Annotated in this window: 24 protein-coding genes; 13 read left to right on the forward strand and 11 right to left on the reverse strand. The window is 34.3% G+C overall.

The window, feature by feature from the left end:
• The first annotated feature begins 25 nt into the window (after nt 1-25).
• Both H8B04_RS02545 and H8B04_RS02550 read left to right on the forward strand, forming a co-directional pair.
• Nucleotides 26-982: an ABC transporter ATP-binding protein gene (locus H8B04_RS02545; RefSeq protein WP_165289569.1), complete on the forward strand. Its 957-nt coding sequence runs from the start codon at nt 26-28 to the stop codon at nt 980-982.
• 1 nt (nt 983) lies between these two features.
• Entirely contained in the window at nt 984-2,000 is a 1,017-nt protein-coding gene (locus tag H8B04_RS02550) for an ABC transporter permease (RefSeq protein ID WP_223815215.1), read from the forward strand.
• A 75-nt stretch (nt 2,001-2,075) separates the two neighbouring features.
• Here H8B04_RS02550 and H8B04_RS02555 read toward each other — a convergent pair whose 3' ends face one another.
• From H8B04_RS02555 to H8B04_RS02575, 5 genes are all read right to left on the reverse strand, one after another.
• A complete protein-coding gene (locus H8B04_RS02555; RefSeq protein WP_190301342.1) occupies nt 2,076-4,373 on the reverse strand; it encodes a GH92 family glycosyl hydrolase in 2,298 nt (765 codons plus the stop codon).
• A gap of 75 nt (nt 4,374-4,448) precedes the next feature.
• A complete protein-coding gene (locus tag H8B04_RS02560) occupies nt 4,449-5,420 on the reverse strand; it encodes an NAD(P)H-quinone oxidoreductase (protein ID WP_223815217.1) in 972 nt (323 codons plus the stop codon).
• A 3-nt stretch (nt 5,421-5,423) separates the two neighbouring features.
• Nucleotides 5,424-8,105, reverse strand: a complete 2,682-nt coding sequence (locus H8B04_RS17315; RefSeq protein ID WP_190301343.1) for a TonB-dependent receptor — start codon at nt 8,103-8,105, stop codon at nt 5,424-5,426.
• Nucleotides 8,106-8,316: 211 nt separating this feature from the next.
• Nucleotides 8,317-8,844 (reverse strand): ferritin, encoded by a 528-nt coding sequence (locus tag H8B04_RS02570; RefSeq protein ID WP_165289564.1) that lies wholly within the window; start codon nt 8,842-8,844, stop codon nt 8,317-8,319.
• A gap of 179 nt (nt 8,845-9,023) precedes the next feature.
• Nucleotides 9,024-9,386, reverse strand: a complete 363-nt coding sequence (locus H8B04_RS02575) for a DUF6686 family protein (RefSeq protein ID WP_165289562.1) — start codon at nt 9,384-9,386, stop codon at nt 9,024-9,026.
• Between the two features lie 134 nt (nt 9,387-9,520).
• Between H8B04_RS02575 and H8B04_RS16960 the strand changes: the two genes are divergently transcribed.
• The 4 genes from H8B04_RS16960 to H8B04_RS02595 all read left to right on the forward strand — a co-directional run bounded on the left by H8B04_RS16960 (nt 9,521) and on the right by H8B04_RS02595 (nt 12,724).
• Nucleotides 9,521-9,892, forward strand: coding sequence for a hypothetical protein (locus H8B04_RS16960; protein WP_223815218.1), 372 nt, complete (start codon nt 9,521-9,523; stop codon nt 9,890-9,892).
• Between the two features lie 90 nt (nt 9,893-9,982).
• A complete protein-coding gene (locus H8B04_RS02585; protein ID WP_190301345.1) occupies nt 9,983-10,798 on the forward strand; it encodes an MbnP family protein in 816 nt (271 codons plus the stop codon).
• The gene (locus H8B04_RS02590) at nt 10,788-11,819 is read left to right on the forward strand and encodes a cytochrome c peroxidase (protein ID WP_165289557.1); all 1,032 of its coding nucleotides are present in this window, start codon (nt 10,788-10,790) and stop codon (nt 11,817-11,819) included. The genes H8B04_RS02585 and H8B04_RS02590 overlap by 11 nt, the downstream gene beginning before the upstream one ends.
• On the forward strand, nt 11,816-12,724 hold the full coding sequence (locus H8B04_RS02595; protein ID WP_190301346.1) for a transporter family protein: 909 nt from the start codon (nt 11,816-11,818) through the stop codon (nt 12,722-12,724). Before H8B04_RS02590 ends, H8B04_RS02595 begins: the two co-directional genes overlap by 4 nt.
• A 69-nt stretch (nt 12,725-12,793) precedes the next feature.
• Here H8B04_RS02595 and H8B04_RS02600 read toward each other — a convergent pair whose 3' ends face one another.
• A complete protein-coding gene (locus tag H8B04_RS02600; protein ID WP_165289553.1) occupies nt 12,794-13,192 on the reverse strand; it encodes an SRPBCC family protein in 399 nt (132 codons plus the stop codon).
• Between the two features lie 16 nt (nt 13,193-13,208).
• Nucleotides 13,209-13,856, reverse strand: coding sequence for an orotate phosphoribosyltransferase (gene pyrE, locus H8B04_RS02605; RefSeq protein WP_165289552.1), 648 nt, complete (start codon nt 13,854-13,856; stop codon nt 13,209-13,211).
• Here pyrE and H8B04_RS02610 point away from each other — a divergent pair.
• Nucleotides 13,855-14,460 (forward strand): NUDIX hydrolase, encoded by a 606-nt coding sequence (locus tag H8B04_RS02610; RefSeq protein ID WP_190301347.1) that lies wholly within the window; start codon nt 13,855-13,857, stop codon nt 14,458-14,460. The two genes, pyrE and H8B04_RS02610, sit on opposite strands and share 2 nt — an antisense overlap.
• Before the next feature lie 96 nt (nt 14,461-14,556).
• The gene (locus tag H8B04_RS02615) at nt 14,557-15,105 is read left to right on the forward strand and encodes an NADPH-dependent FMN reductase (protein ID WP_165289548.1); all 549 of its coding nucleotides are present in this window, start codon (nt 14,557-14,559) and stop codon (nt 15,103-15,105) included.
• A gap of 4 nt (nt 15,106-15,109) precedes the next feature.
• Here the strand turns inward: H8B04_RS02615 and H8B04_RS02620 are convergent, their stop codons facing one another.
• The 3 genes from H8B04_RS02620 to H8B04_RS02630 are packed head-to-tail and all read right to left on the reverse strand — an operon-like array spanning nt 15,110 to nt 18,186.
• Nucleotides 15,110-16,195 carry a DUF3810 domain-containing protein gene (locus H8B04_RS02620; RefSeq protein ID WP_190301348.1) on the reverse strand — a complete coding sequence of 362 codons (1,086 nt, stop codon included), beginning with the start codon at nt 16,193-16,195 and terminating at the stop codon, nt 15,110-15,112.
• Nucleotides 16,179-17,240 carry a nucleoid-associated protein gene (locus H8B04_RS02625; RefSeq protein ID WP_165289545.1) on the reverse strand — a complete coding sequence of 354 codons (1,062 nt, stop codon included), beginning with the start codon at nt 17,238-17,240 and terminating at the stop codon, nt 16,179-16,181. The genes H8B04_RS02620 and H8B04_RS02625 overlap by 17 nt, the downstream gene beginning before the upstream one ends.
• A gap of 40 nt (nt 17,241-17,280) precedes the next feature.
• On the reverse strand, nt 17,281-18,186 hold the full coding sequence (locus tag H8B04_RS02630) for a histone deacetylase family protein (protein WP_190301349.1): 906 nt from the start codon (nt 18,184-18,186) through the stop codon (nt 17,281-17,283).
• An 80-nt stretch (nt 18,187-18,266) separates the two neighbouring features.
• Here H8B04_RS02630 and H8B04_RS02635 point away from each other — a divergent pair, with 80 nt between their 5' ends.
• The 3 genes from H8B04_RS02635 to H8B04_RS02645 all read left to right on the forward strand — a co-directional run bounded on the left by H8B04_RS02635 (nt 18,267) and on the right by H8B04_RS02645 (nt 20,611).
• The gene (locus tag H8B04_RS02635; RefSeq protein WP_190301350.1) at nt 18,267-18,926 is read left to right on the forward strand and encodes a YceH family protein; all 660 of its coding nucleotides are present in this window, start codon (nt 18,267-18,269) and stop codon (nt 18,924-18,926) included.
• Nucleotides 18,927-18,936: 10 nt separating this feature from the next.
• The gene (locus H8B04_RS02640; protein ID WP_223815220.1) at nt 18,937-19,947 is read left to right on the forward strand and encodes a WD40/YVTN/BNR-like repeat-containing protein; all 1,011 of its coding nucleotides are present in this window, start codon (nt 18,937-18,939) and stop codon (nt 19,945-19,947) included.
• A gap of 133 nt (nt 19,948-20,080) precedes the next feature.
• Nucleotides 20,081-20,611 carry a hypothetical protein gene (locus H8B04_RS02645; RefSeq protein WP_165289541.1) on the forward strand — a complete coding sequence of 177 codons (531 nt, stop codon included), beginning with the start codon at nt 20,081-20,083 and terminating at the stop codon, nt 20,609-20,611.
• 353 nt (nt 20,612-20,964) lie between these two features.
• On the opposite strand, the gene pepF is transcribed toward H8B04_RS02645, so the two are convergent.
• On the reverse strand, nt 20,965-22,839 hold the full coding sequence (gene pepF / locus H8B04_RS02650; RefSeq protein WP_165289539.1) for an oligoendopeptidase F: 1,875 nt from the start codon (nt 22,837-22,839) through the stop codon (nt 20,965-20,967).
• A gap of 234 nt (nt 22,840-23,073) precedes the next feature.
• On the opposite strand from pepF, the gene H8B04_RS02655 reads away from it, so the two are divergent.
• Nucleotides 23,074-24,744 carry a hypothetical protein gene (locus H8B04_RS02655; protein WP_165289537.1) on the forward strand — a complete coding sequence of 557 codons (1,671 nt, stop codon included), beginning with the start codon at nt 23,074-23,076 and terminating at the stop codon, nt 24,742-24,744.
• Between the two features lie 7 nt (nt 24,745-24,751).
• A complete protein-coding gene (locus tag H8B04_RS02660) occupies nt 24,752-26,434 on the forward strand; it encodes an IPT/TIG domain-containing protein (RefSeq protein ID WP_165289536.1) in 1,683 nt (560 codons plus the stop codon).
• Nucleotides 26,435-26,439: the final 5 nt, after the last annotated feature.

Genomic DNA, 26,439 nt, shown 5'->3' on the forward strand with positions numbered 1-26,439 from the left:
AACTAAATCAGAAATAACATTACACATGAATAATCCAATCATACAACTGAAGGATTTAAGTAAATGTTATGGCACAAAAAAGGCTGTTGATAAATTAAATCTTCATATAGCTTCAGGAGAAATATTTGGTCTATTGGGTCCAAATGGGGCTGGAAAAACAACCAGTATTCTTATGATGTTGGGTTTGACGGAACCCACGGAAGGGACAGCAACTGTTTGTGGATATGACGCAACTAGAAATCCTTTAGAAGTCAAAAAACTTGTCGGGTATTTGCCCGATAATGTAGGCTTCTATCCAGACATGACAGCGCTAGAAAATCTATGTTTTATCGCGCAGATAAATGGTATTGAAGAACAAGAAGCTAAAAAATCGGCTATAGAATTATTACAGACTGTAGGTTTAACTCATGCTACCAACAACAAAACAAACACTTTCTCTCGAGGAATGAAACAACGTCTTGGCTTAGCTGAAGTACTAATTAAAAAACCACAGGTTGTAATTCTGGATGAGCCCACCCTTGGAATTGACCCAAGTGGAGTTAATGAGTTTTTAGAACTCATTCAAAAATTGAGTAGAGAGCAAAATTTGACGGTGTTGATGTCATCACATCATTTACATCAAGTACAACGGGTGTGTGATCGTGTAGGAATTTTTGTGGACGGTAAGATGATTGTTGAAGGGCCTATTGAAACACTAGCTCACCAACTCCAATTGAACGAAGGATTTAAAACAATCATTCAGCTTGATAACAATAAATTATCATCATCAGATATTACAGCAGTATTATCTGAAATAAGTGGCTATAAATCTTGTGAATTGCAAAATGACATATTAAGTATCTATTCCGATCTTGATATCACGGCCGATGCTGTAAAACTATTGGTGCATAAAAATGCCAATATTATATCTGTACAACGAAATGGCTATTCGCTTGATGATATATATGCCAAATATTTTGAAAATCAAACAGTAAAGATGTAAAATGGAAAAAAAAATAAGCATCTTCAAAAGTAATAATACGACAAATAAAGAGAGTAACTCGAGCTTTATCCCTATTGCGATGAAAGTGTTGATCAAAAAAGAAATTACATCGCACATACGAAGCTGGCGCTTTATCATCTTGCTTGCTTTAATCGTATTGACTTTTGGAGCTTCTCTATTTGTGTCTTTTTCGGGGCTAAAAGACACAATTAATAATGCACAGGATCCTGATAGTACATTTGTCTATTTAAAATTACTTACCACCAGTGACAATTCAATTCCTCCTTTTCATGTATTTTTGAATTTCTTAGCACCTTTATTGGGGATAGCTTTAGGTTTCGATGCGATTAATTCAGAGCACAATGGAGGAACTTTAACTCGGCTTGTCGCACAGCCTATTTATCGGGACAATCTATTACTTGCAAAATTCTTTGCACCGCTAATCATAGTAAGCGTGTTATTTACTTCCTTAGTTATGCTTATGATTGGAGCTGGCATAATGTCCACAGGCATTCACATTGAATTTCAAGAGGTCGTAAGGATTATTGGATTCATTGCTGTTAGTATTATCTATGTAGCTTTCTGGTTAAGCTTAGCCATATTACTATCGATAATATTTCGTCAAGGAGCAACATCAGCTATGACAGCAATTGGTATATGGCTTTTCTTTACCATTTTCTTTCCAATAGTCATTAATTTTATAGTTAGACCATTTATTCCCAATCCGAATTATATTTCAGAACAGGAATACTTAGCTTGGCATGAACTGATACTAAATTTGATGCGATTATCGCCTAGCCAATTATATACGGATGCGACTACAAGCATTTTAATGCCGTCAGTACGCAGTCTTGGACCTGTTTCTATGGAACAAATGGTCGCAGCAATTCCTTCTCCGCTATCATTCAAAGATAGCTTGATGATTGTATGGCCACAGCTTACAGGAATCACCGCTGCAATGATGGTATGTTTCGCACTGTCCTATTTCGTTTTCATGCGTCGAGAGATAAGATGCTAATTTCTGACATGTATAAAATAAGAAAACGCTACCTAATCAGGTAGCGTTTATTGTTTGTGTTATAGAATATGCTATTTAATTTTTTGAAGTACTAATTGAATATGGAAAATCAGCGGCAGAAGTTCCTCTCGATTTATTAGGAACCTTATCCATAGTAAAATTTAATTTTGCACCTTTTATTAATTCACTGTGTTTTAAATAATTTTTGCTGTAATTCTTTCCATTCAATTGAAGGGATTTAATATATCTATTTTCTGAATCATTATTAACAGATTGAATTTGAATAGTATTACCATTTTCCAAATGAAGAATTACTTTATCAAATAATGGCGAGCCTATTACATATTCATCAACAGCAGGAGTCACAGGATAAAATCCAAGAGCAGAAAATACATACCACGCCGAAGTTTGTCCATTATCCTCATCACCACAATAGCCATCAGGATTTGGCGAATACATCTTGTCCATAGTTTCGCGTACCCAATATTGTGATTTCCATGGTGCTCCAGCATAATTATACAAATAAGTCATGTGTTGAATAGGCTGGTTTCCATGCGCGTATTGTCCCATATTGACAATTTGCATTTCTCTAATCTCATGAATGGGAAATCCATAATAGCTATCATCAAAAATAGGCGGAAGAATAAACACAGAATCCAGTTTATTTTCGAATGCTTTATTGCCCCCTAATAATTTAGATAAGCCTGCGAAATCTTGAAAAACAGACCAGCTGTAATGCCAACTATTACCTTCTGTAAAAGCATCGCCCCATTTGAATGGATTAAAAGGAGACTGAAAAGTCCCATTCTGCAATTTACCACGCATCAATCCATTTTGAGCATCAAATAGCTTTTGATAGTTGTAGGCTCTATTTTTATAAAATTCTATATCCTCCTTACCTTTTCCTATCGACTTTGCTAACTGATAAATAGCAAAATCATCATAAGCATATTCCAAACTACGTGCTACATTTTCATGTATATTCACATCATATGGTACATATCCTAGTTCATTGTAATAATTTGCTCCTGCTCTACCAACAGCTCTTAATGGACCTGCATTTTTGGAACCTTTTACGACGGCTTCATAAAGCGTTTCAATATCTTTTGAACGCACGCCTTTAATCCAAGCATCAGCAACTACCGAAGCTGAATTGTTACCGACCATAATGTCACGATAGCCAGGACTTGCCCATTCAGGCAACCAACCACCTTCGCGATACGCATTGGCCAATCCTTCCTGCATCTTAAGATTCATCTCAGGATACATCAAATTCAGAAATGGAAATAAACATCTGAAAGTATCCCAAAACCCCGTGTCAGTAAACATATAGCCTGGAAGAACTTTTCCATTATAAGGTGAATAATGTACAACTTGATTATTTGCATCATATTCATAGAACATGCGAGGGAACAACAACGAGCGATATAAGCAAGAATAGAAAGTACGAATTTGATCTATTGTTCCTCCTTCCACCTCAATTTTGCCTAATTCCTTATTCCAAATATCTTCACCTTTTTGTTTTACCTGATCAAAAGTCAAATTATTCAATTCGCGAAGATTCAAACTTGCCTGATTATGAGAAATAAATGAAGAAGCAACTTTTAGCAATACTGGATCATTCTTACCGGAAGTTTTAAATTCTAAAATAGCACCGACATGATCTGCTTTTACCATAAAGCGACCATCCTGTAAAACTGAATCAGAGAAAGTAGAAACATTCTGAAATGGCTTATTAAATTCCAGCACAAAGTAGTTTTTGAAATTTTCAGGTACACCGCCACTGTTTTTAGTCGTATAGCCAATAATTTTATTCTCCTTTGGAATTATTTCTACATAAGAACCTTTATCAAAAGCATCAATTAACACATATGCTTTATCTGTTTTTGGGAAAGAAAATCTAAAATAAGCGGCTCTTTCGGTTGGCGTGACTTCTACATTGGTATCATAATCTGCTAAATAAACCGAATAATAATGAGGTTTTGCAACTTCAGCTTTATGTGAAAAGTAACTTGCTCGTTTGTCTTGATCAAAAGTTTTATTATCAACCATTGCCATGATGCTGAATTGACCGTAATCATTCATCCAAGGGGAAGGTTGATGGGTTTGTTTTATTCCTCTAATCTTCTCTGCCGTGTAAGAATACATCCAACCATCTCCCATTTTTCCAGTCTGCGGACTCCAAAAGTTCATCCCCCAAGGCACGGCCACTGCGGGATAAGTATTTCCGCTAGAAAGAAAATAAGTCGATTGTGTACCTACTAATGTACTGACGTAATCAACAGGTTTTCCTACATTCTGAATGCGCTGGGCAAACGAAGCGGAAACAAAAGAAACAAATGTTATTAACGTGAAAATAAACTTTGGTTTCATCTTGGTTATAATTTTTGTTGAATTTAAAGATGACAATAAATTACGATATAACCAAAGCTAAATTATTTTAGCACACTAAAAAACCAACACTAATTTTCCTAAGAAAGCTCCACTTTCCATTAAAGAATGTGCCTTGGAGGCTTCATAATAGTTGAATTTTTTGAAAATAGGAATATGAAATTTATTATCCTCAAACAATGGTAAAACTTTCTTTACAATCTCTTGCATTAAAGATTGTTTGAACGAAGCTGATCTATTTCTCAATGTACTTCCCGAAAGTGAAATGCGCTTTTGCATTAATTTGAAGAGATTCAATTCCACCTTTGCTCCTTTCATTGCATTGATGTAAATAAGCCTTCCTTCCTCTCTCAACACATTTATATTTTTATTGAAGTATTCTCCTCCAATATAATCCAGGATTACATCGACCTTTGAAGAAGATAATACCTCTTCAAAATCTTCATTCTTATAATTAATGACTTTATCCGCTCCTAAACTTAATACAAAATTCTCTTTTTCTTCAGAACTAACCGTTGTCACGACTTTAGCTCCAAACAATTTGGCTAATTGAATAACCGTTGAACCAATTCCTCCAGCCCCTCCATGAATCAATACAGTTTCGTCCTTTTGGAGATTGCCTCGCTGAAATAAATTATGCCAAACTGTATACAATGTTTCTGGCAATGCAGCAGCATTTTCAAAACTTAACTGAACTGGAATTTGTATAGCAGCACCGTAATGAACTTTGACATATTCCGCATAACCAGCACCAGGAACTAAAGCCATTACACGATTTCCCACTTGGAATCCTTCTACATCTGCTCCAATATTCTCTATAACACCTGAGACTTCCAAGCCAGGAATATCTTGCACTACCCCTTCAGGTGCAGGATACTTACCTTGTCTTTGAAAAATATCTGGTCTATTAATTCCTGCAGCTTTTACCTTTATTAATATTTCATCGGCATCTATTTTTGGAATAGGTCTTTCCTGTACTTCTAAAACTTCCGGTCCTCCAAATTCTGTAATCACTACGGTTTTCATCATCTTCTATTTCTGCATTCTAATATTTAGGGATAACATAAAATATCTTCCCAATCGATTTTTTCTTTCTTCAAACACATCATTTCCAATGTATTCGGAATACATACCCATTTGCGTATTTTGATCAAATAAATCATACGCTTGCAACCGCAATAGCGCAGTGCGATTATGTAAAAACGTATATTCTAGAAAGGCATTCATCAAGGTTTGGTTTACATTCATAAACTTATTAATGTAACCATCATTATATCGTTGGGACATTTCAAATCCCATAGAAAAATTATCGTTCAAATAGCCTTTAGCCCCTAAACCCATAAATAAAGTTTCTACGTTAATTTTTGTGCGAAACGGAATATCATAACTCGCTTTATTACGAGAATAATTCGCATTAAACATGCTTTCTAAATAATTCCCTAACGAATATTTTAGTTGTAGAGTTTGCGCTAAAATAAATTGCTTTGTGGTACGTTCTCTATCTTCAATGTAGGACAAATTATTGTAATAATCCAATCCACCAGTCATTTCAAGCATCCAATCATCATTTTCGAAAGGCGTATTGAAAACATAATTCCATCTCCAATCATAATAGCCTTTTGCATTTCGGAAAGTCGTTTGTTGAATCGTACTATTTTCTACTGGTTTTTTGTCTGTTACGATCTTATCCTTTACATAATTATAGGCAAAATTAGTCTCTATATATTGCACGCGTGAAGGTATAAAAGCCCTCATTGTAGTGACGAAACCGTGTGAGAATTCAGACTTTAATTCGGGATTACCGAGTATAATATTTCTGGAATTCGTATTATTAAATACAGGAACAATTTGGAAGAAACTTGGCTGATTATTCCTTCCTCTATAACTGATTTGAAAATCAACGTTATTAGATAACTTATAACTAAAGTTTGTCGTAGGTACTAAGTTGATATTGTCATAGTTATACTCCAGCGTATCATTCAAAACTTTACCATTCATAAAGATGGGCTGAACGGCAAATCCTACATTAAACTTTAGTTTTTTATTCGGTGTAAATTGATAGATGATACCGACTTTATTACTATTAAATTTATAACCATAATCTACTGTCAACGAATCTACGGTATTGGATGCACGAGCATCTAACCAATTGTATACATAACGTCTAGCATCAATATTGCTATGATCATATTCATATTTAAATTCAAAAACACTATGGTTCAAAAATGGTTCTACAAAAGATAAAGAGAGGTTTGCAGAGCCATTTTTATTTCTTTGATCGATGAATTGATTATTTAGTTCATCCGAATAATCTATTACATTTTTGCTATAAACGGAATACTCTTCATTTACGAATTGATTATTCTTTAATGTATGTGACCTTGCATTAAATTTTCCCACCAACTTCCGATCTTTCTTATTGAAATATTTAGAATAAAGGATATCGATATCTGCAATAGGAATTTTATGAATAGCAGAATCTCTATTTGTACCTTTATTTATTTCTTGGTAATTACTAACATTGGATACCTTATTATTAAAGATTGATTTTAAATTATAAGTCAGATTCCCTTCTACCTTCAGAATATCCTTGTTATCCAATTTTCCATCCAGAAACAATCTTAATTTATGATTATCGTCCTCTTGTTCTTCATCATAATCTTCATCTTTGGTAATGGTATTGCCAATATAAGTAGACTTCATCCGGGAATATCCACTAATCGACGTATTCTTTTTGACATAGTTATATGAGGAATTCAGACGAGATTGCTTCCCAACTTTTTTGGCTATATTAATTCCAACCGATGAAGTAGTATTAATACCATCAATAGGATCTATAAATTCATCAATATCCAATGTGGTTTGGCTCCTTTTTCCTCCCGAAATATCACCATAGGAAAACAAATTTGTATTAGTATTATTGAAGGAACCTAATATGGATAATTCATTTCCATCGTTAAACCTGTTAATACCAAAACTCCCCAAATATCGGCCATTAGTTCCCGAACCGATAGTCAATTGACCAAAATGTAAAATCTTCTTATCTTCCTTCAAGTTGATGTTCAATAACTTTTCTTTCTCTTGGTAATCAGCAATACCTGTTTCGGTATTTTCACTTTTATTATTCAGTTCAATGAGTTGAATATTATTGATATAATCCACAGGAAGATTTTTCGTCGCTGTAATAATGTCACCTCCAAAAAATTCATTGTTGTTTACTTTTACTTTCTTGATATGATATCCGTTAAAATAAACTGAACCATCACGCGTTATCTGAAAGCCAGGTATTTTTTTCAAACCATCTTCTAGCAAAGTTTGTTTTCGGAAGGAAAAAGCGCCCAAATTATACTGTATAGTATCTCCATTTATGACCATCGGAATCACTCGAGTCACTGAAACGTCCTGAATAGCATAAGTACCACGGCGGAGAACAACTTCTGGTAATAGCACATAATCATCTCCATTTTCTTTGACATAATTATTAGATTCAACCAAATAACCTAACATATTATAGGTAATCTGAAATTGTCGAGCTTCCACATTTTTAAAATAATAAATTCCTAAGGAATTGGTAATACTGATAGAAGTATCATGATCAGTATGTAGGCGAACAATAACATCTTTAATGGGATTTCCGATTGTGTCTTTGACCACGCCGCTTAGTTGAGTCTGTGCATATGAAGAATGTGCTGTTATGAAGATAACAAACCACACAAAAACGATTATGTTTCGCTTAAAATAAGACACAGTGTAAACCTGAAATACCGTTTCTCAATATAGTAAATAAAATACATTCAAAGAATGTTTACGGCTACTTTTATATAAAACGATAAATTTAATTTTATAGTATAAACAAAAAGGAAGATATTGCAATTCAATATCTTCCTTTTGATTTTTATTTGTTTGTCTGAACTTTTGTTTCTAATTATTCACCGTCAAAACAAACTTTTACCAAATGTCTATCAATTTCCCAACGACCTGTTCCTTCTTCACCGATTACATCGAATAATTCAAGAATTCTACGTGCTACATATTCTTCTTCAACTTGCTCTTCTAAGAACCAGCCTAAAAAGTTAAAAGTCACGTAATCTTTCACTTGTTGACATTTTGCAGCAATATTATTGAATTGCTCAGTAACGAACATTTCTTGTTCCAATGTTTGTTCAAATACACCACGGAAAGACTCGAAATCTTGAGGAATATTTGTCACTTCTGGTGAAATCGGTTTACCACCACGGCTGCTAATATAATTGAAGATTTTAAGCATGTGCTCACGCTCTTCGTTCGATTGTTTAGCAAAAAATTTGGAAGCGTTGTCTAAGCCCTGATCATCACACCACGCAGACATTGCTAAATATAATGCTGATGAATGAGCTTCTACTTTAATTTGTGCGTTTAATATATTTTCGATCTCTTCTGACAAAGATGATTTTAATTTCAATAAATCTTTCATATGTATAAAGTTTAATTGTTACAATTACCGTTAATAATTAATAAGCAATAGTTATACCACTTACTAACTAGAACAAAGATAAGTGCAAGAAAGATGAATTGGATAAAAAAAGTGTAATACAAATTAAGTCTAAATTAGACTTGGAATTTGTAAGTTATTTAGAATCAGTACAATTAAAATTAAAAGGCAAAAACCGCTCCGCGACGTAAAAAGCTCTTCATTTGGCCATTAAACTCGATCATAAATTTAGCGCCATCTAAAATCTCGCGAAGATTGAGAATATCTTCTACGGAAAGAAGAAAACAACGTTCAGTACGGAAAGGCATTACAATTTCAAAATCCGAACTTCTGGAAGAATCACACAGCATATTTTCGATGTCAATGCTATCAATACGCTTTTTGAATAAAAGGAAGTCACTAACACTAAAAGATGTCGTTGTATCCTGGAATTCCAACCAATAGCAATTTTTTCTGCTACATTGGTAAACCGCTCCTACTTCTGTTTTGAATACCTCTTCTACGTTAGCTAATGGACAAATCATGTTTAATACTACCTCTGTTCAAGTTGACAGGACAAATATATACGTTATTAAGAATTAATCCAAATAAATTTATCACATAAAAAATTGTAATTAATAATTTTATTTCCTCATACAATATTGTAGATTTGCCACGAATGAAAACTTGGCTGTTATATATCCTAATCCCTATCATGTTAATACAATGCAACATGACTTTAGTGATATGTACTTCATTCTATTATAATCAGAATTATATCGAGAAATATTTGTGTGTACAGCGCAGTATGGAAAATAATACTTGTCATGGGCAGTGTTATTTGATGAAGAAATTAAAAAGCCAACAAGAAAATGAACAGCAAAGCTTCAAAATTAATTTTCAAGAAGGCCTAGCTGTAAACACTGATTTCTTTTCGTTTGAATTGACCTCATTGTTACCAATCCAAAACAAAATTTACAGTTTATATACTTCTAATCTGAATCCTAAGGATTATTCCTTTACTTTGGATCGCCCGCCGCTCTTTGGATAATAACATTCTTTTCTTTTAAAAAAAATCATTCTGCCAAGCCATTAATGTGCATTAGACAGAATACAGTGTTATTTATCTAATTAATATTTCATGAAAAAAATTTTAATGGGTGTACTATGCTTGAGCACCCTATTGTGCGGTTGTACAAAAAATAAGGATATCCAAATTGATGACAAAAAAGTCGGACAAGTAAAACTAAAGTTCGACCATATTGTCGGCGCAAAAAAACTAGTATTGAATGATGGCACCTATTCGAATAATAGTAATGAAACCTTCAATATTAATATTCTTAAATATTTTGTCAGCAATATCAAATTCACCAAAACTAACGGCGAAGTATTTACTATTCCTAAAGAAGAGTCATTCTTTTTAATAAATGCCAGTCAATCGGAATCTTTACAACCTACACTAAACATTCCTGAAGGCGAATACCAAACTTTAGAATTTAATTTGGGAGTAGATAGCCTCACCAATACATTACCTGTTGAAAAGAGAGCTGGTGTATTGGATGTAGCTACCAATGGAATGTATTGGGATTGGAACTCGGGTTATATCCACTTCAAAATAGAGGGCACTTCTGCTGCCTCTCCGAATGCTTCCAAAAGTTATAAATATCACATTGGATTTTTTGGAGGGTATGAAACTCGAACCGTCAATAATAACCGTGTTATTAAAATTGATTTAACAAAAGCTGGAATCAGCAAAGTACAAGAAAACCTTTCTTCAGACATTCATTTAATGGTGGATATCGGTAAAGTCTTTGATGGTCCGAACAGTATGTCAATTGCAACTACCCCTATGGTCATGCATTCGGGACCGCACTCAGACATAGCAGATAATTATGCTACAATGTTTACGCATGATCATACGCACAATTTTCAAAAGATAGCAAATAATGAAAAATAAGCAAAAGCTATTGGTATTGCTTTTCGTGTTTTGTGGGATTTGGGCTTGTAAAAAGGTGGAAGATTTGAATCTTAGCACATTTATAGGATTTCAAAAACCGATACATTTTCCGGAGCCCACTTATAGTTTTGCTATTACTCCATTGAGTAAAGAGACTTTTGAATTGGGAAAGAAACTCTTTCATGATGGTATTTTATCACGTGACAATACTATTTCCTGCGCAAGCTGTCATGTTAGTCAAAATGCTTTTACTCATCACGGACACGATGTGAGCCATGGAATTGATGACCAATTGGGAATTCGCAATTCCAGTGCGCTAATTAATTTAGCTTGGTCAAATTCGTTTTTCTGGGATGGTGGTGTACAGCAATTGGATCTGGCGCCAATGGTTCCCATTCACAATCCTATAGAAATGGATGAAACAATGGAAAATGTGGTGAAGAAACTGCAGGCGCATCAGCAATATCCAGCTTTGTTTCAAAAAGCGTTTGGAACATCAACAATAAATTCTACACAAGTATTCAAAGCACTCTCACATTTTATGGTAATGCTCGTTTCAGTTAATTCGAAATACGATAAAGTACAAAGAAAAGAGGCGTCTTTTACTACAGCGGAAGAAAATGGATACAAAATCTTTCAGTCCAAATGTAATTCCTGCCATCGTGAACCATTATTTACAGATCACAGCTTTCGAGATAATGGATTAGGGATCAATATCGTAAAAGATTTGGGCAGATATGAAATTACACTGCGCGAGGAAGATAAATTAAAATTTAAGGTGCCGACGTTGCGGAATTTAAAATATACTGCTCCATACATGCACGATGGGAGCATTTATACATTGGAAGGTGTGTTAAAACATTATGCAAAAGAGGTACAACAAACAGCCAACCTCGATCCTATTTTGAAAGAAAACAACGGAATTCCACTTGATCAAAAGGAAATGCAAGACTTGCTCGCTTTCCTCAATACGTTGAATGATGAATCATTCGTCAACAATAAACTATTTATGCAGCCATGAGAAAAATTATACTATTAACAGCGATTGCAGGAATGAATTTCACGAGTCTTTTCGCTTGTGAAATTTGCGGTGGCGGATTAGGAAGCAATTACACGGGATTACTTCCCAATTTTAATAAACGTTTTGTGGGAATACGTTATCATTTTAACTACGTCAATACGCAATTGGACGTTGATGGCAAAACCACAGCATTAAGCAACAAAGAAAAATACCATACCGCAGAATTATGGTCTGCTTGGAACATTGGTTCGCGTTGGCGTGTAATGGCGATTGTTCCTTACAGCCATATCGAAAAGTTTAATTATGGAACTGACTCGAAGTCTAAAAAAGATGGCTTAGGCGATATTAATCTGAGCGGTTATTTCAATTTACTGAATAAAGAAAGTGTATTTACACAATCGATTTGGGTTGGCGTGGGCGCAAAATTACCTACTGGTCAATATAATAAAGATGAGTTTACCAATATGAACTCCCCTAATATCTATCAATTGGGAACAGGAAGTGTAGATTTTACAGGTTCAGTAAACTACGACATTCGATTGAATAATATAGGTTTGAACACAAATGCAAGCTATAAGGTCAACACAAAAAACAAAGATGACTACCAATATGGCAACAAATTAACACTTAATGGAAGTGTGTATTATAATACCGCACTAAGCAGCGATATAAAGCTTCGTCCGAACGTGGGCCTGCAATATGAAAATCAAGCCAAAGATCATACTATGGATTATCAAATCGATGAGACTGGAGGATATAACACGAATACAAATTTAGGATTAGAAGCAACGTTACGTGGTGTAGCTTTTGGGTTTTCTTATCAAACGCCCATTGCACAAAATATCAGTAAAGGCCGAACAGAGCTAGTGAATAAATTTTTAACGCATCTCACCTTTACGTTCTAAAAAAACAAAGGCTTCAAAATTAGAGTTTGAAGCCTTTGTTTTAATATGTTAAGTAATCAAAGATTAAGATTACCCTAGTTTTTCTTTTAATTGACCCGTTTGATGATCCACTAACTTTTTCAATGGTCCTGAAGCCATCATCTTCATCATCATATTCAATTGAGCTTCGATGATAAAAGTAGCTTTTGTTTCATTCGCTGAAACTTCCTCTACTTGCCAAGCTAATTTCACTTCAAATGGAGCCTCTTCTGAGGGAACACAAACTATTTCTTTATTCTCTACACGTTCACTAATTTTAAGTGCCAATTTAGCCATGTTTTTGATTGTAAAACGAGCTTCATCAGCTGTTGAAGACCAGTTATAGATATTTTCAGGCATTAATTGTTCGTGATTATTTAAATCACTTAAAAAATCATAAACTTCCTTAATAGGCTTGTTTATTACAACACTGTTTTGAATAATAGTCATAGTTAGTATATATTGATTATTGTGCTGGAGACCAGTTTGCTGGATCTTTTCTCCAAGATTGTAAAAATTCTACATCAGAATCCAATACATAACTATTATCTACCGCTACTTTAATCAATGCATCATAGTTACATAATGAAAACAAAGGACATTTCGCATCAGCAAAGTTTTTAGCTGCTTCGTCAAATCCATAAGTAAATATCGACACTAATCCTACCACATTACATCCTGCATCGCGCAATGCTTGTACAGCTTGTAATGAGCTTTTGCCAGTAGAAACTAAATCTTCTACAACAACTACACGTTGTCCTTCGACTACTTCACCTTCAATCAAATTTTGACGGCCATGATCTTTTGCACTGCTACGTACATACGTGAATGGTAAACCTAAATCTTGTGCTACTAATACACCTTGTGGAATACCTGCTGTAGCAACACCAGAAATCATTTCTACAGAACCAAATTCTTCTTGGATAAGTTTTGCTAATTTCTGACGAATGTAAGTACGGATAGCTGGATGGGAAAGTGTGATACGATTATCACAATAAATTGGAGACTTCCAACCCGAAGCCCATGTAAAAGGACTTTTAGGTTGTAATTTTATTGCTTTAATTTGCAATAAGGATTCAGCAACTTTTTGTTCAACCTCATTTAAATTATTCATGGCACAAATTTATAAAATTTATATGAACCAAAGCCTGCTAATTTTAGCAGATTTTGCTCCTAAGATCAAAAAAAATGTACAAACGATTGGATTACAAGAAATTGACTTAGAAAAACTTTTTAACATATCCACTAAAAACCAACAAATTACCTATTTGTTTGTACATCCTGAAATTACCTCTTTTTTTAAGAAAATTATCTCTGACATTAAAATTATTTACGCAGCAGGTGGTTTGGTGAGAAATGGAGAAGGTGACTACTTATTTATTCATCGTCTAGGTAAATGGGATCTGCCAAAAGGGAAAGTAGACGAAGGTGAAAAAATGCGTGAAGCTGCTGTCCGTGAGGTAGAAGAAGAATGCGGTATTAAGGTGGATTATTTAGGCGACAGAATTGCGACCACTTACCATACTTACATCATGCGTGGCAAATTTGTCCTTAAGCAAACCAAATGGTACGATATGGGCGTAAACAAAGTCCCTAAATTGGTTCCACAGACCGAAGAAGATATCACTGAAGCCGTATGGTTAAACAAAAAGGATCTGAAAAAAGTAAAAGAAAATACTTATCCTTTAATCTTAGATATTTTGGAAACGATATCCTAACACTTTAAAAAAGCGAACTACGAATCCTAGTTCGCTTTTTTTGAAACTTTTGATGGCATCTAATTGTTTGCTTCATACAATTAAAACAAAAACGTTATGAGCAAAAGAATTGGAATACTAGTAGGAAGCTTGCGCAAGGAATCCTTCAACAAGAAAATTGCTAAAAATCTAGTTGAAATATTAGATAAAAAATACAGCTACGAATTCATAGAAATTGGCGACTTACCTTTGTACAACGAAGATATTGACCAAGGAAATCCACCAGAAAGCTACGCCAACTTTCGAAATACCCTTTCCTCTTTTGATGCCTTTTTATTTTTTACACCAGAATACAACAGATCCATTCCGGCAGTATTAAAAAATGCCTTGGATGTAGGTTCTAGACCTTATGGCAAAAGTCAATGGGATGGCAGACCTGCGGCTATTGTTTCAGTTTCTCCGGGAGCTATCAGTGCTTTTGGAGCCAATCACCATTTGCGTCAATGTCTTACTTTCCTCAATATGCCTTGTCTACAGCAACCTGAAATGTATATTGGAAATGTAACCAAAATATTGGACGAGAATGGAAATATTAACTCAGATGGAACCAATGAGTTATGCAAGAAATTCGTGCAAGCTTTTGAAAATTGGATAGAGAAGTTTTAAAAACTTACGGCAATTCTTCTTGTTGTTTTTCCCAAGCGACAAGAAGAGTTGCCATCATACTGTAACGATCCAATCCTTCGAGTTGATTATTATGTTTTAAAAATTGGTTGTAAAACACGCCTGAAATCTTATCTATCCAACCGCGATACGATTGCCAAAACTCTCTTTCTTGACGAAAATCAGCTAAAACCTTAGAAGATAATTTAGCTTTATAGGTTTCAAATAACTCTTTATTACCATACAGAGGTTGCAGCAAATATTCAACAGCGGAGTAATAAGCCGAATATTTATACCACAAATCTTCATTATCCTTCAACGTCAGGAAAGCAACAAAATTACATTCGTCCTCGAAGCCCACACCCATTTGATGTGCCATCTCATGCACATTCACAAAAGGATAAGAAGCATTTGGAATCAATTGATTCACCTGAACTTCTAAGGTAAACGGATTGAAATAGCCTGAAACCGTAAAATAAGATGACAGTTCACTTGAAATTGGGGTTTTCACACAAACTTGAGTTTTACAGAGATAATCATTTAATAAGGTGTCTTGCAGAACTATTTCTGTCAAATCTCCTTTCACTCCTTTTTTTGTTTTAATATCTACATCTATTTGCTCGCGTAAATCATTAGCAATAGTGATGTATTTATTCAATACTTTAAGATGCTCTTCTTTGGTTATTTTATACCCATCAAGATCTAATTTATTCGCTATAGGAACTCTGTAATAACTCAAGCCCCAGTTGACATAAAATAATGTATAAATACCTGAAATAATTGTTATTACGTAAATAAGATGACTTCTTAATTTAAGTATATTCCATTTAATTAAACTTCTTAAGATTTGAATAATCTGATAAAAAATAGTTATCCCTGCGATAGCATAAAAGAGGTCGCCTACACTAAATGGAATCCATGAAAATAAAATAATGTAGAGGTAAGAAATGGCTGGATAGAATAGTTGCGAATAATATTTTTCTATCCATAAAGTGTTTGGTTTTAACACTTCCATCAGAAGAATCAAAACCAAACAAATGCCTATGGTGTAATAGTATTTTTTGAACTTGCTATTTCTAGCTTTGTGTCTCATTTTCGTAATACAGCTTATAATAGTTCATACCTTTATCCTCATCAAATCCCTGTTCCAGGTATTCACGTTTTCCATGAACGTAAATATGGAAATTTTTATCCAATTTAATGACAGACTTGTACGAACTAGCCATTTTTTTGACAGCAGGAGTCGCTATCTCAAAATTTACTTGAAAAGGCATATCAAATTCATCTTCAAAGTTCTGTTTGTAATCGTTGAATAATGAAACCGCCTGTGGATTACCAATCACCTCTTCTTCAAATTCGGCACTATCAAAAGTTTCCTTGCTTTTGAAATAATTCATTGAACGATTCAACAAATCGATTTTATCCGCCGTTTCCAACTCAAAAACTTCATCTAATTTTTCGTTCACGAAGTTTTTGTACACTTTCATTAGATTTCCCGTCTGCTGATAAGCGTCATTACGCGATTTCAATTTCAAGAAATTGTCCTTCCAATACACAGCCTCTGACTGATTGGTCTGATCGACCACCAACACTTTAAATCCTTCCTCTTCCTCGGTATTGACAATGACAACACCCTTATCCAGTTTATTGATATTAATTGCTTCCTGCTCATAATTCAATTGAAAACCACCTTGCTCTGGATAAACTTTTAGATATGCCTCTTTATTTTCAGACTTAAAAATTCCCACTGCCGCATGGTCCTCTCCTTCCATTTGTACGTTCTTCAGTGCCACCACATACACCTCACCAGATTTGATTTTTGGGTGATCCGACACTTCATACAAATGCTTCGTTACCTGTTGCGAAAACTCATGAAAACTCAAATCTCCCGAGAAGAATTTCTTAGCAAAATGGTAAACTTCGTTTAATTCTAATTCCTCATTGGGATGAAAAAAACGATAAACCTCCGTGATCTTCGCAAAAGGCTTCATAAAATATTGCATCAATAAATCGGGCAATATTTCATCTTGAGATAAATCAATAGGATTTTCGGATAGTATATAAAACTCATCATTGGCTTTGTTGCCCACATGATGAATCGACAAATTCTCGAATGTTGCGTCTTGATGAAAAAACATAGATTAAAGTTAAAGAAACAAAAATATAAAAGTATTTCGGCTAAAAATCAAAAATATCAATTGCCGTTTTATAAGTCGATACGTGCGCATCCACAATATCCTTAATATGAATGGAATAGCCTCCACCCATCGATATTTGCACGGGTATACCAAGTTCAAAACATTTATTAATTACCAGAAAATCACGATGTTTACAGCCTTCTTTCGAAACTTTTAGTTTACCTAATTTATCTGAAGATAGAATATCTACTCCAGCTTGGTAAAATACAAAATCGGGTTTTACTACAGCAAACAATTCTTCCAAATTACTGATTAATAAGCGCAAATATTCTTCATCTGAAATTCCATCAGGCATTTCTACATCCTTATCTGATTTTTCTTTTATAAAAGGAAAATTTTTCGCGCCATGCATAGAGAACGTAAATACGTTCGGATTATCTAGAAAAATATGAGCCGTTCCATTTCCTTGATGCACATCCAAATCAATAATCAAGATTTTCTTTGCATGACCGTTTGCCAAAAGATAATTTGTAGCTACCGCTTGATCATTCATCAAGCAAAATCCTTCGCCATAATCGAATCCTGCATGATGCGTGCCTCCTGCCGTATTAAAGGAAATACCATATTTCAACGCATAAAGCGCAGAGTGAATCGTTCCATCCAAAATATATCGTTCCCGATCTACCAAAGATTGGGATAATGGAAACCCTATGCGTCGCACCATCTTGGCATCCAAAGTCAAATCGAAAAGCTGTTGCACATAGTCTTTATCGTGAGCCAAACAGCAAGTTTCAAAATCAGCTAACTGTGGTGCAAAGAAATTCTCAGGCTGAACAATCCCTTCGTACAGCAATTGTTCGGGAATCAGTTCGTACTTGATCATCGGAAAACGATGTCCTTCACGCAAAGGATGAATATAAGCGGTATGATGAGCGATCTTAAGCAATGTATTTTTTTATTAGCACACGAAAATACGAAGAACTAAATAATTCTTATCTTCGAAAAGTACTAACCTTTAATTTGAATATGGAAACACAGAAACCAATACCAACCTTAAATGCAGAACAAATTCGTGTTTTAGGATCCTTATTAGAAAAATCCAAAACCACGCCTGAATATTATCCCATGACTATTAATGGATTACAAACCGCATGTAATCAAAAAACTTCACGTAAGCCAGTGGTAAACTACGATGAGAGTACCGTAATCCATACGTTGGATACGTTAAAAAAGCTAGGTCTTATTTCTACAGTTGTAGGCGGAGGTTCGCGAGTAACCAAATACAAACACAATATTGCTATCCACTACCCTTTGGTGCCAGCTGAATTGGCGATTCTGTGTCTTCTATTTTTGCGTGGCCCATTGACTGCAGGAGAAATCAACTCCAATTCGGGCAGGTTATACGAATTCGAAGATATGGAAGAAGTACAATCTTATCTCAACAAACTTACTGATGGCGAACAACCTTATATCAAGCTTCTGCCAAAACTTCCAGGACAAAAAGAAGCACGTTATGTGCATTTGTTTACAGAATTTAATGAAGCAGATTATGAAAATTCAGTAGCTGTAGCATCATCAAACAGTAGCGGTCAAGTGCAACAACTGGAGGAGCGCGTAGGAACTTTGGAAGCGGAGCTTTCGAAATTACGCCAAGAGTTTGATAACTTGCTTGCACAATTAACATAAAAACTTCATAATGCTATCGAAAATCGTATTTACCCTTTCCTGTTTACTAATCAGTTTGAGTCTTTATGCGCAGACTTTTGTTCCTCTGGTAGAAAATATTCCGGCAAGCTTTCGTGGCATGTCGACAGTTGGAAAAAATACCGTTTGGATTAGCGGCAGCAAAGGAACAGTAGGTTATTCCAAAGATCAAGGCAAAACCTGGAATTGGGTAAATCCTGCGGGATATGAAACATACGATTTTCGGGATATTTACGCCTTTTCGGATAAGGAAGCTGTTATTGTCAACGCTGGTTCACCAGCCGTCGTACTTCGCACCAACAATGCAGGAAAAACTTGGCAAATGGTGTACGAAAATAGCCATCCCGACATTTTCTTAGATGATTTGGATTTTGTAGGCAAAGTTGGGTACATCTTAGGTGATCCCATCGAAGGAAAATTTCAATTACTAAAGACGAGCAATAAAGGAAAAACGTGGACGGATGTAAGCAACGATTATTACTTAATAGCGGACGAAGGAGAAGCTGCTTTTGCCGCTTCGGGATCTTCCATGAAACTATTCAAAGATCGTTTGTATATCGGAACAGGTGGAAAATATTCCAGCTTCTTCAATTACAATCCAAAGGGATTGAAAATAGATAAATATGATGTTCCTATTTGGTCGGGTGAATCGTCCACAGGAGTTTTTGCTATTGATTTTTGGAATTTAAATACAGGAATTGCTGTGGGTGGAAATTACTTAGAAGACAAAAATAACCAAAATAATATCTTGCTTACCAAAGATGCAGGTCTAAGTTGGACTAAACCAAATTCTCCAGTCCTAGGTTTCCGATCAGATGTATTATATATTTCCGAAAATATAGTTTTAGCAACTGGTACTTCAGGTACGGATATTTCTTACGATGGTGGAGAAAATTGGAAAAATATTTCTACACTTAGTTTTAATACGCTTGTTAAAAGTTCTGATGGTCAAGTGATTTATTTGACAGGATCTAAAGGAAATGTGTATAAATTGGAGTTGTAAATCTGATAATACATTGATAAATTATTATTATTTTGCAAGCCGCTATTTAACAATAGCGTATTTTCGGTTCTCTAATTAGCCGCTATCCAATACTCAGTCCGCTGGCCATAACTATTGCAAAAAAACTAAACACATGAGACCAATCGAAACTGATAAAATATTCTATCTAGCAATTGACACATACACTTGCTTATGGGGCGGTATCATTGCTCCAAGACTTTGTCTAAATGAATTAAATTCGAAGATTGGAGATACTGATCTTTTACTATCTATGGAATCTTCATGTAAGGAAGATACTCACCTATCAAAAAGTAATTACTTTAATATAAGTTTATCGGATGATAGATCAGCTGAAGTTGCAAGTATTGCATCATGCATGTTAATATTGTTTGCCTATGAAAACATTAAAGATCTTCCGATTTATCATGAAATTAGGAATATTGATGACATTAAATTCCTAAGGCATCTTAGAAATGCGGCTGCTCATGGAAACAGGTTCCATTTCATAGATAGCAAATTAAAGAGATTTATCGATCCAGGAATTGTAAGCTGGCGAAACAAAACCATAGACAAAAATTTACAAGATCAAAAGGCTTTTCCAAACTTTATACCCCATGGTGATTTGCCATATTTGCTCGAGGATATAGCAAAAATAATTAAATAATACTGCTAACTAACATAGTTATAGACCTTTCCATACCATCTTGCTACTAACGTAAACTCGTTGTCATTATTGCTATGTAACCCGAAAGGCAAATCCCTGACCAGATACAAAGCATACAGGCGAAATTGATATGCAATTTTATTGAATTGTTATAATAATAGAATATTGATAAAATCATCTCATAAATTTCAAATAATCTTTAATCACAAAGTTAGAAGTATGATAGATGTTCATTATATGAGATATTTCACTACGTTCAATATGACGAAATAAAATAGGTAAGACACGCCCTTAAACAAAAAAAGCCGTAACAACTCAATGCTACGGCTTCTCTTCATATTTCTAAAAAAGGATTACTTTCCTAATCTTGTTAAGATAGCTTCCATTTCGGTTATTACCTTATTGATTTTTGAAATTGTCAAATCAAAAGGTTCTTTTGAATTCATATCTACCCCAGCATCAACCAATAATTCTACAGGGTATTTTGTACTTCCTGAAGACAAGAAATCCAAATACTTTTTACGATCATTATCCGAACCATTCAACACTTTCTCTGATAATGCTGCAGAAGCAGTGTAAGAAGTTGCGTATTGATACACGTAGAAATTGTAGTAGAAATGTGGAATGTAAGACCATTCGGATTTTACATTTTCATCAACAATACAGATGCCTTTATCGTGACCGTAATATTTGCGCGTCAAGTCCAAATACATCTTATCAAAGTCTTCTCCTGTCAACGCCTCTCCTTTTGCTACTTTGTCGTGAATCATCAATTCAAATTCAGCAAACTGCGTCTGACGGTACAATGTACCTTTAGCACCTTCCAAATAATTACCTAGAATCGCTAAACGTGTTTTATCGTCTTTGATTTGTTTCAACATGTAGTCATTCAACAATTCTTCATTCAACGTAGAAGCCACTTCAGCCACGAAAATGGAATAGTCTGCATTCGCTACATGTTGCTTTTTGTTTGTCAAATAAGAGTGCATTGTATGACCCAACTCATGCGTCAACGTCGACATATCGTTGTACTTACCGTTGTAATTCATCAAAATATACGGATGTACATCGTAAGCTGAACCATTCGAATACGCACCAGAACGTTTACCTTCATTTGGATACATATCAATCCAACGCTCGTTGAATGCTTTTTTCGACACATCCACATACTCTTTACCAAGCGGTTTCAAAGATTTTAAGATATTGTCGATAGATTCTTCTACCGTATAGGACAAATCTACTTTATCCACTAATGGCGCATACAAATCGTAATAATGCAATTGGTCAACCCCCATCATGCGTTTACGCAGATTCAAATAGCGGTGGAAAGTTTCCAAATTGCTATTTACGTTCTTCACCAAATTATGGTACACATCCGTAGGAATATTTCCAGCATCCAACGCTGCTTCTAATGTGCTGTTGTAATTACGCGCTTTAGCATAGAACAAAGCGGAATTCAAATTGCCATACAATGTAGAACCTAAGGTACGTTGAAATTCATTTAATTTTCCGAAATAAATATCAAATGCTTTTTTACGAATATCACGGTTTTCACTAGCGCGGTACAAAGAGAAATTAGAAGCATTTAATTTCACTGTTTTACCATCTACTTCGATATCGCCATATGGAAATTCGGCATTCGAGAATGTACTGTAAATATTAGCCGCATTTCCCGACATCAGCGAGGAATATGCCAATACTTTTTCTACATCTTCCGAACCTTTGTGTGCTCTTTTGCGCAAAAGATCAGTTAAATAGAATTTATAGGTAGCCAAACCTTTCTCTTGGTTCAAGAAACTGTTTAGTTGCTCATCTTTCAAAGTCAGCAATTCTGGCTCCATATAAGAAACTAAGGCTCCATATTGAGAGAATAATTGACCCAACTCTTGTTTCATTCCTGCGTATTTGGTTACGCGTGTATCTTGATCCGATTTCATAGAAGCATACGAATACAATCTTGTCATTTCTTTACCTAGATTCGCATTGAATTCCAAAGCTTCCAATAACGTTGCAGGAGATTGCGTTAACTTACCTTTATACTGCGCGACCTTTTGCATTTCTGTCTGAAGGCGGTCTTTCTCTTGCTTCCAAGCCTCATCTGTCGCATACAAATCTGTCAAATTCCATTTGTATTTGTCCGGCAACTCATCTCTTACCTTCATTTGGCTCATAGCCATACTAGAAGAAAACAATAGCATAGCTGTCATCAATTTAGTTTTATTAAGCATAATTCATAAGAATAAATATCTAGACGAAATTAAAAAAAAGTTATTGGGTATTGAAGTCTTCCTATAAACTTATATTTTAAAGGCAAATTCTAGATAAATGTTTATATTTTAGATAAAATATTATCTGTGTGTTAGGAAAGTTCTTACTACTTGAAAATTACAATTTTGTTAGTATGACGAATCTCTAATGGCATTTAAATAATTACAGCAATTGATTTAATTTTTAATCCAAATATGAAAAGACTTTTCTTTTTGTTTGTTTTATTATGGACTGGATATTCATGTACTAAAACAGAAGAAGTTTACCAGGAAGATAAAACTCCATTAAATATAAAAATAGAGAATGAATTAACTATCCTAGCTAATAATAAGGAGATTATATTAGCTGCGACGGTATCTTACCTACCAGAAGGTCTGGAAATTGTAGAGCATGGTTTTGCAATCTCTAAAAATGGTCAAGCTTTTGATTTTTCTTTAATGGAAAAATATCCAATTAAAGAAGCTCCAAAACCAGGAAAAATAGAATACAAATTACCAGATATAAGTTTTGCTAAGTTCAATGAAACCTATAGCTACTGTTATTACATTACGACCAAAGACAAAAACTATGCGACAAATATTAAGTCTTTTCAGTTGTCGAAATTCATTGTAAATTATAAAAACCTACAAGCGACTGCTGACGAAGAAATCAATTTGACGGGGGATTTTTCACAACTGAATAATGAGTACGGTTTGGTAGATAGTAAAGAGAGAGATATTTCATTCACAAAGAAGGATAATTACACGCTAACATTTAAAATGCCTGACTATTATTCACATGGCGACAACATAAATTTTTATTTTAAAAATCTAAAGGATAATAGTGAACCTTTGCATTATTGCACTGCAGTTGAAGTGCTTGGTTCAATCTTCGCGCCTGCTAACACTATCTATAAGCTTTCTGATAATCTAAAATTACAAGGTAAAAATCTTGGCAGAGGTGTTAGAGTTATTGTAGGAAATCGAGAGATGAATTATTACAATGAACTTTCACTACATGATTTTATATATGATCAATATGGAGATAATTTTTCCATAGGTTATGATAATGGAAGAGATCGTGTTATTTTTCCGAAAAAAATCGAATTGCAAAAAATACCAAATGATGCAATCATTTTTGCAGAACAAATAGCACATCCAAATTCTTATGTGAAGATAAAACCTAGTACAGTTTACGAGTATGTTTCCTATCCAGATTGCTTATTAGGTGGCAAACGTTGTGTGGTAACTACAACGTGGGATGCTCAAGATAATGTACTAATCGGTGATATTGAAGAAGATGGAGAATACCCGATCATATTACAAAGTCCCCATCTTAAGTATCAAAGTAATTCACGTTTAAAAGTAGAAACTTTAAAATTTAAGGAAGTAAGCGCATCGGAAGTGTATAATAATGAAAAAATAATGGTAAAAGCTAACTTCATACCGAATAAGGAGTACTTTGCTTTAGTTGGAGATTTTCATGCTGATATTACTGTAACCAAGCCAGGAGAAGGATATTTCAATAATCCACAAATATCTGCAGGCACAAAACCACTGTATATAGGCTATAATTTGAATAACTTTTTAAAACAAGTTAAAATACCAACTGGGGTTTCCATAGTTACAAAAGAACAGCAAGCAAAAATAGAATTTAATCCCAAACGTGCTACCGCAAATGATAGAGTTAAAGTGAATATAACAGGAATTAATAGCAGCATTCTTTTTATAGGTAGTGTGTCGGTTTTAGCGACTCTTGAAGGTAATAGTCTTTACTTCTACATTCCACCATCCCTTCCTAAGGGTAAGTATAAATTGAGTATGATATCCTCCTTAGGTTATGAATTAAAATTAGCAGAATCAGATGATTATATTGAAATATATTAAGAGTTTTATGAGACAATATTTAAACTTTTGTGTGCTATTCTGCTTATCGATCGTAGTATTGCTTTCTTGTAAAAAAGAAACTGTGGTAATAGAAAGAAATTATGCTGCGCCATTAGTTATGACACAAAACGCATCCATTGCGGGAGACGATACTTTTATATTAAAAGGCGAAATCAAAAAATTAAATGATATTGAAGTTATAGAACATGGATTTGTGTTCCAGAAGAAGTTGAGCAATAACGCTTATGAGCGTGAACAAACTATTATTCTTACGGATAAAGTGGATATAGGAAGTTTTAGCAAAACGTATAAGCTAACGAGCAAACCGAAAGAGGGTGATAATTATCGGTATTATTATTATCTAAAAACAAAATTAGGAGTTTATAAAGGTGAGTATACGAGCATAATTATAAACAATATAACTCTACCCTATTTAAACACTGCTGCAACGGTTGGTGAGGTAATTTCCTTAGAAGGTGATTTTTCTAAAATTAATACGGATTACATCTTAGTGACCGAAGAGCACCAAGCGGTGATTCCTTATACCATTTCTGCGGACAAGAAGAAGTTAGATATTAAAATAGCTAATTTAAAAAATGCATACCACGGCAGAGTAATTCAATTCACACTGAAGTCTAAAATTGATGCATTCGGACAAACCGAAAGAAGAATAGCATCTGTAAAAATTTTAGGTAAACTAGATAATCCTAAAAAATTAAGCTACCAGCTTAAGGATCAATTGGTTATTTCAGGGGAAGCTCTTCCTGAAGATGATAATAGTGACTTTCTAATTTTAATTAATGATCATCAAATTCCTTATAAAAAAGTGATTAAGCTTATGGAAATTGGAGGTTTGGATTCAAAACCGTTTAAATTAGGGTACAATAACGGAAGAGATATAGTTCGTTTTCCGGAAGAAATAAGTATTGATAAACCATTAGCAAGCCAAATTGTATTCGATAAAAAAGCAATACATCCTAGATCAACATTCTCAATCAAAGGTTATGATTTTGAATACAAGGATTTTGAATATCATTATTTGGGAACATTTTCAATTATCCCAAACTATAAATATGGTGACCAGTATACTTTTCGCATAGCAGATTTCAAAGATGGCCATTATTCATATAAATATGTATCAGAATTTTATGAAATTGAAACTCCGACAACTATAGAAGTTCGCAGTCTCAAAATGAATAAACCTACTCAAGAAGAGTTCTACATAGGTGAAAAAATTCATCTAACAGGAAGTTTTATCAAAGGTGAAAAATACTATATCAATTTAAATGACGGGGATCTAATGCAAGAGTATGCTTGTGAAGAGGAAGGAAAATTGACCGTTGAAAATTTAGCAGGGAAAAAGGGAAGATATAAAATCGGTGTTGGGTATGAAGGTATTGGAGGTGCATACTTTCCGCAATCTTTTGAAATTACAAGTTTAGGCTATACTATATATGACTTTTTTCCGAAGATGGGATATCAAGGTCAACTTATTACCATAAAAGGAAAAGGTGTACATCAAGCAAGTAGTGTGCACGTCGGAGAAATATCCATTAATTACAATATCCAAAGAGAACAAGATTTAATAAAATTTATTATTCCAAATACCTTTCAGAAAGGTAAAGTAACAATTGGTGTTACCTTGAATAATGAATATTATCAATTTGATGAGAAATTCGAAATTCTATAAGTTAA

Origin of the sequence: Sphingobacterium litopenaei, assembly GCF_014692495.1 — a bacterium.
Lineage (GTDB): Bacteria > Bacteroidota > Bacteroidia > Sphingobacteriales > Sphingobacteriaceae > Sphingobacterium > Sphingobacterium litopenaei.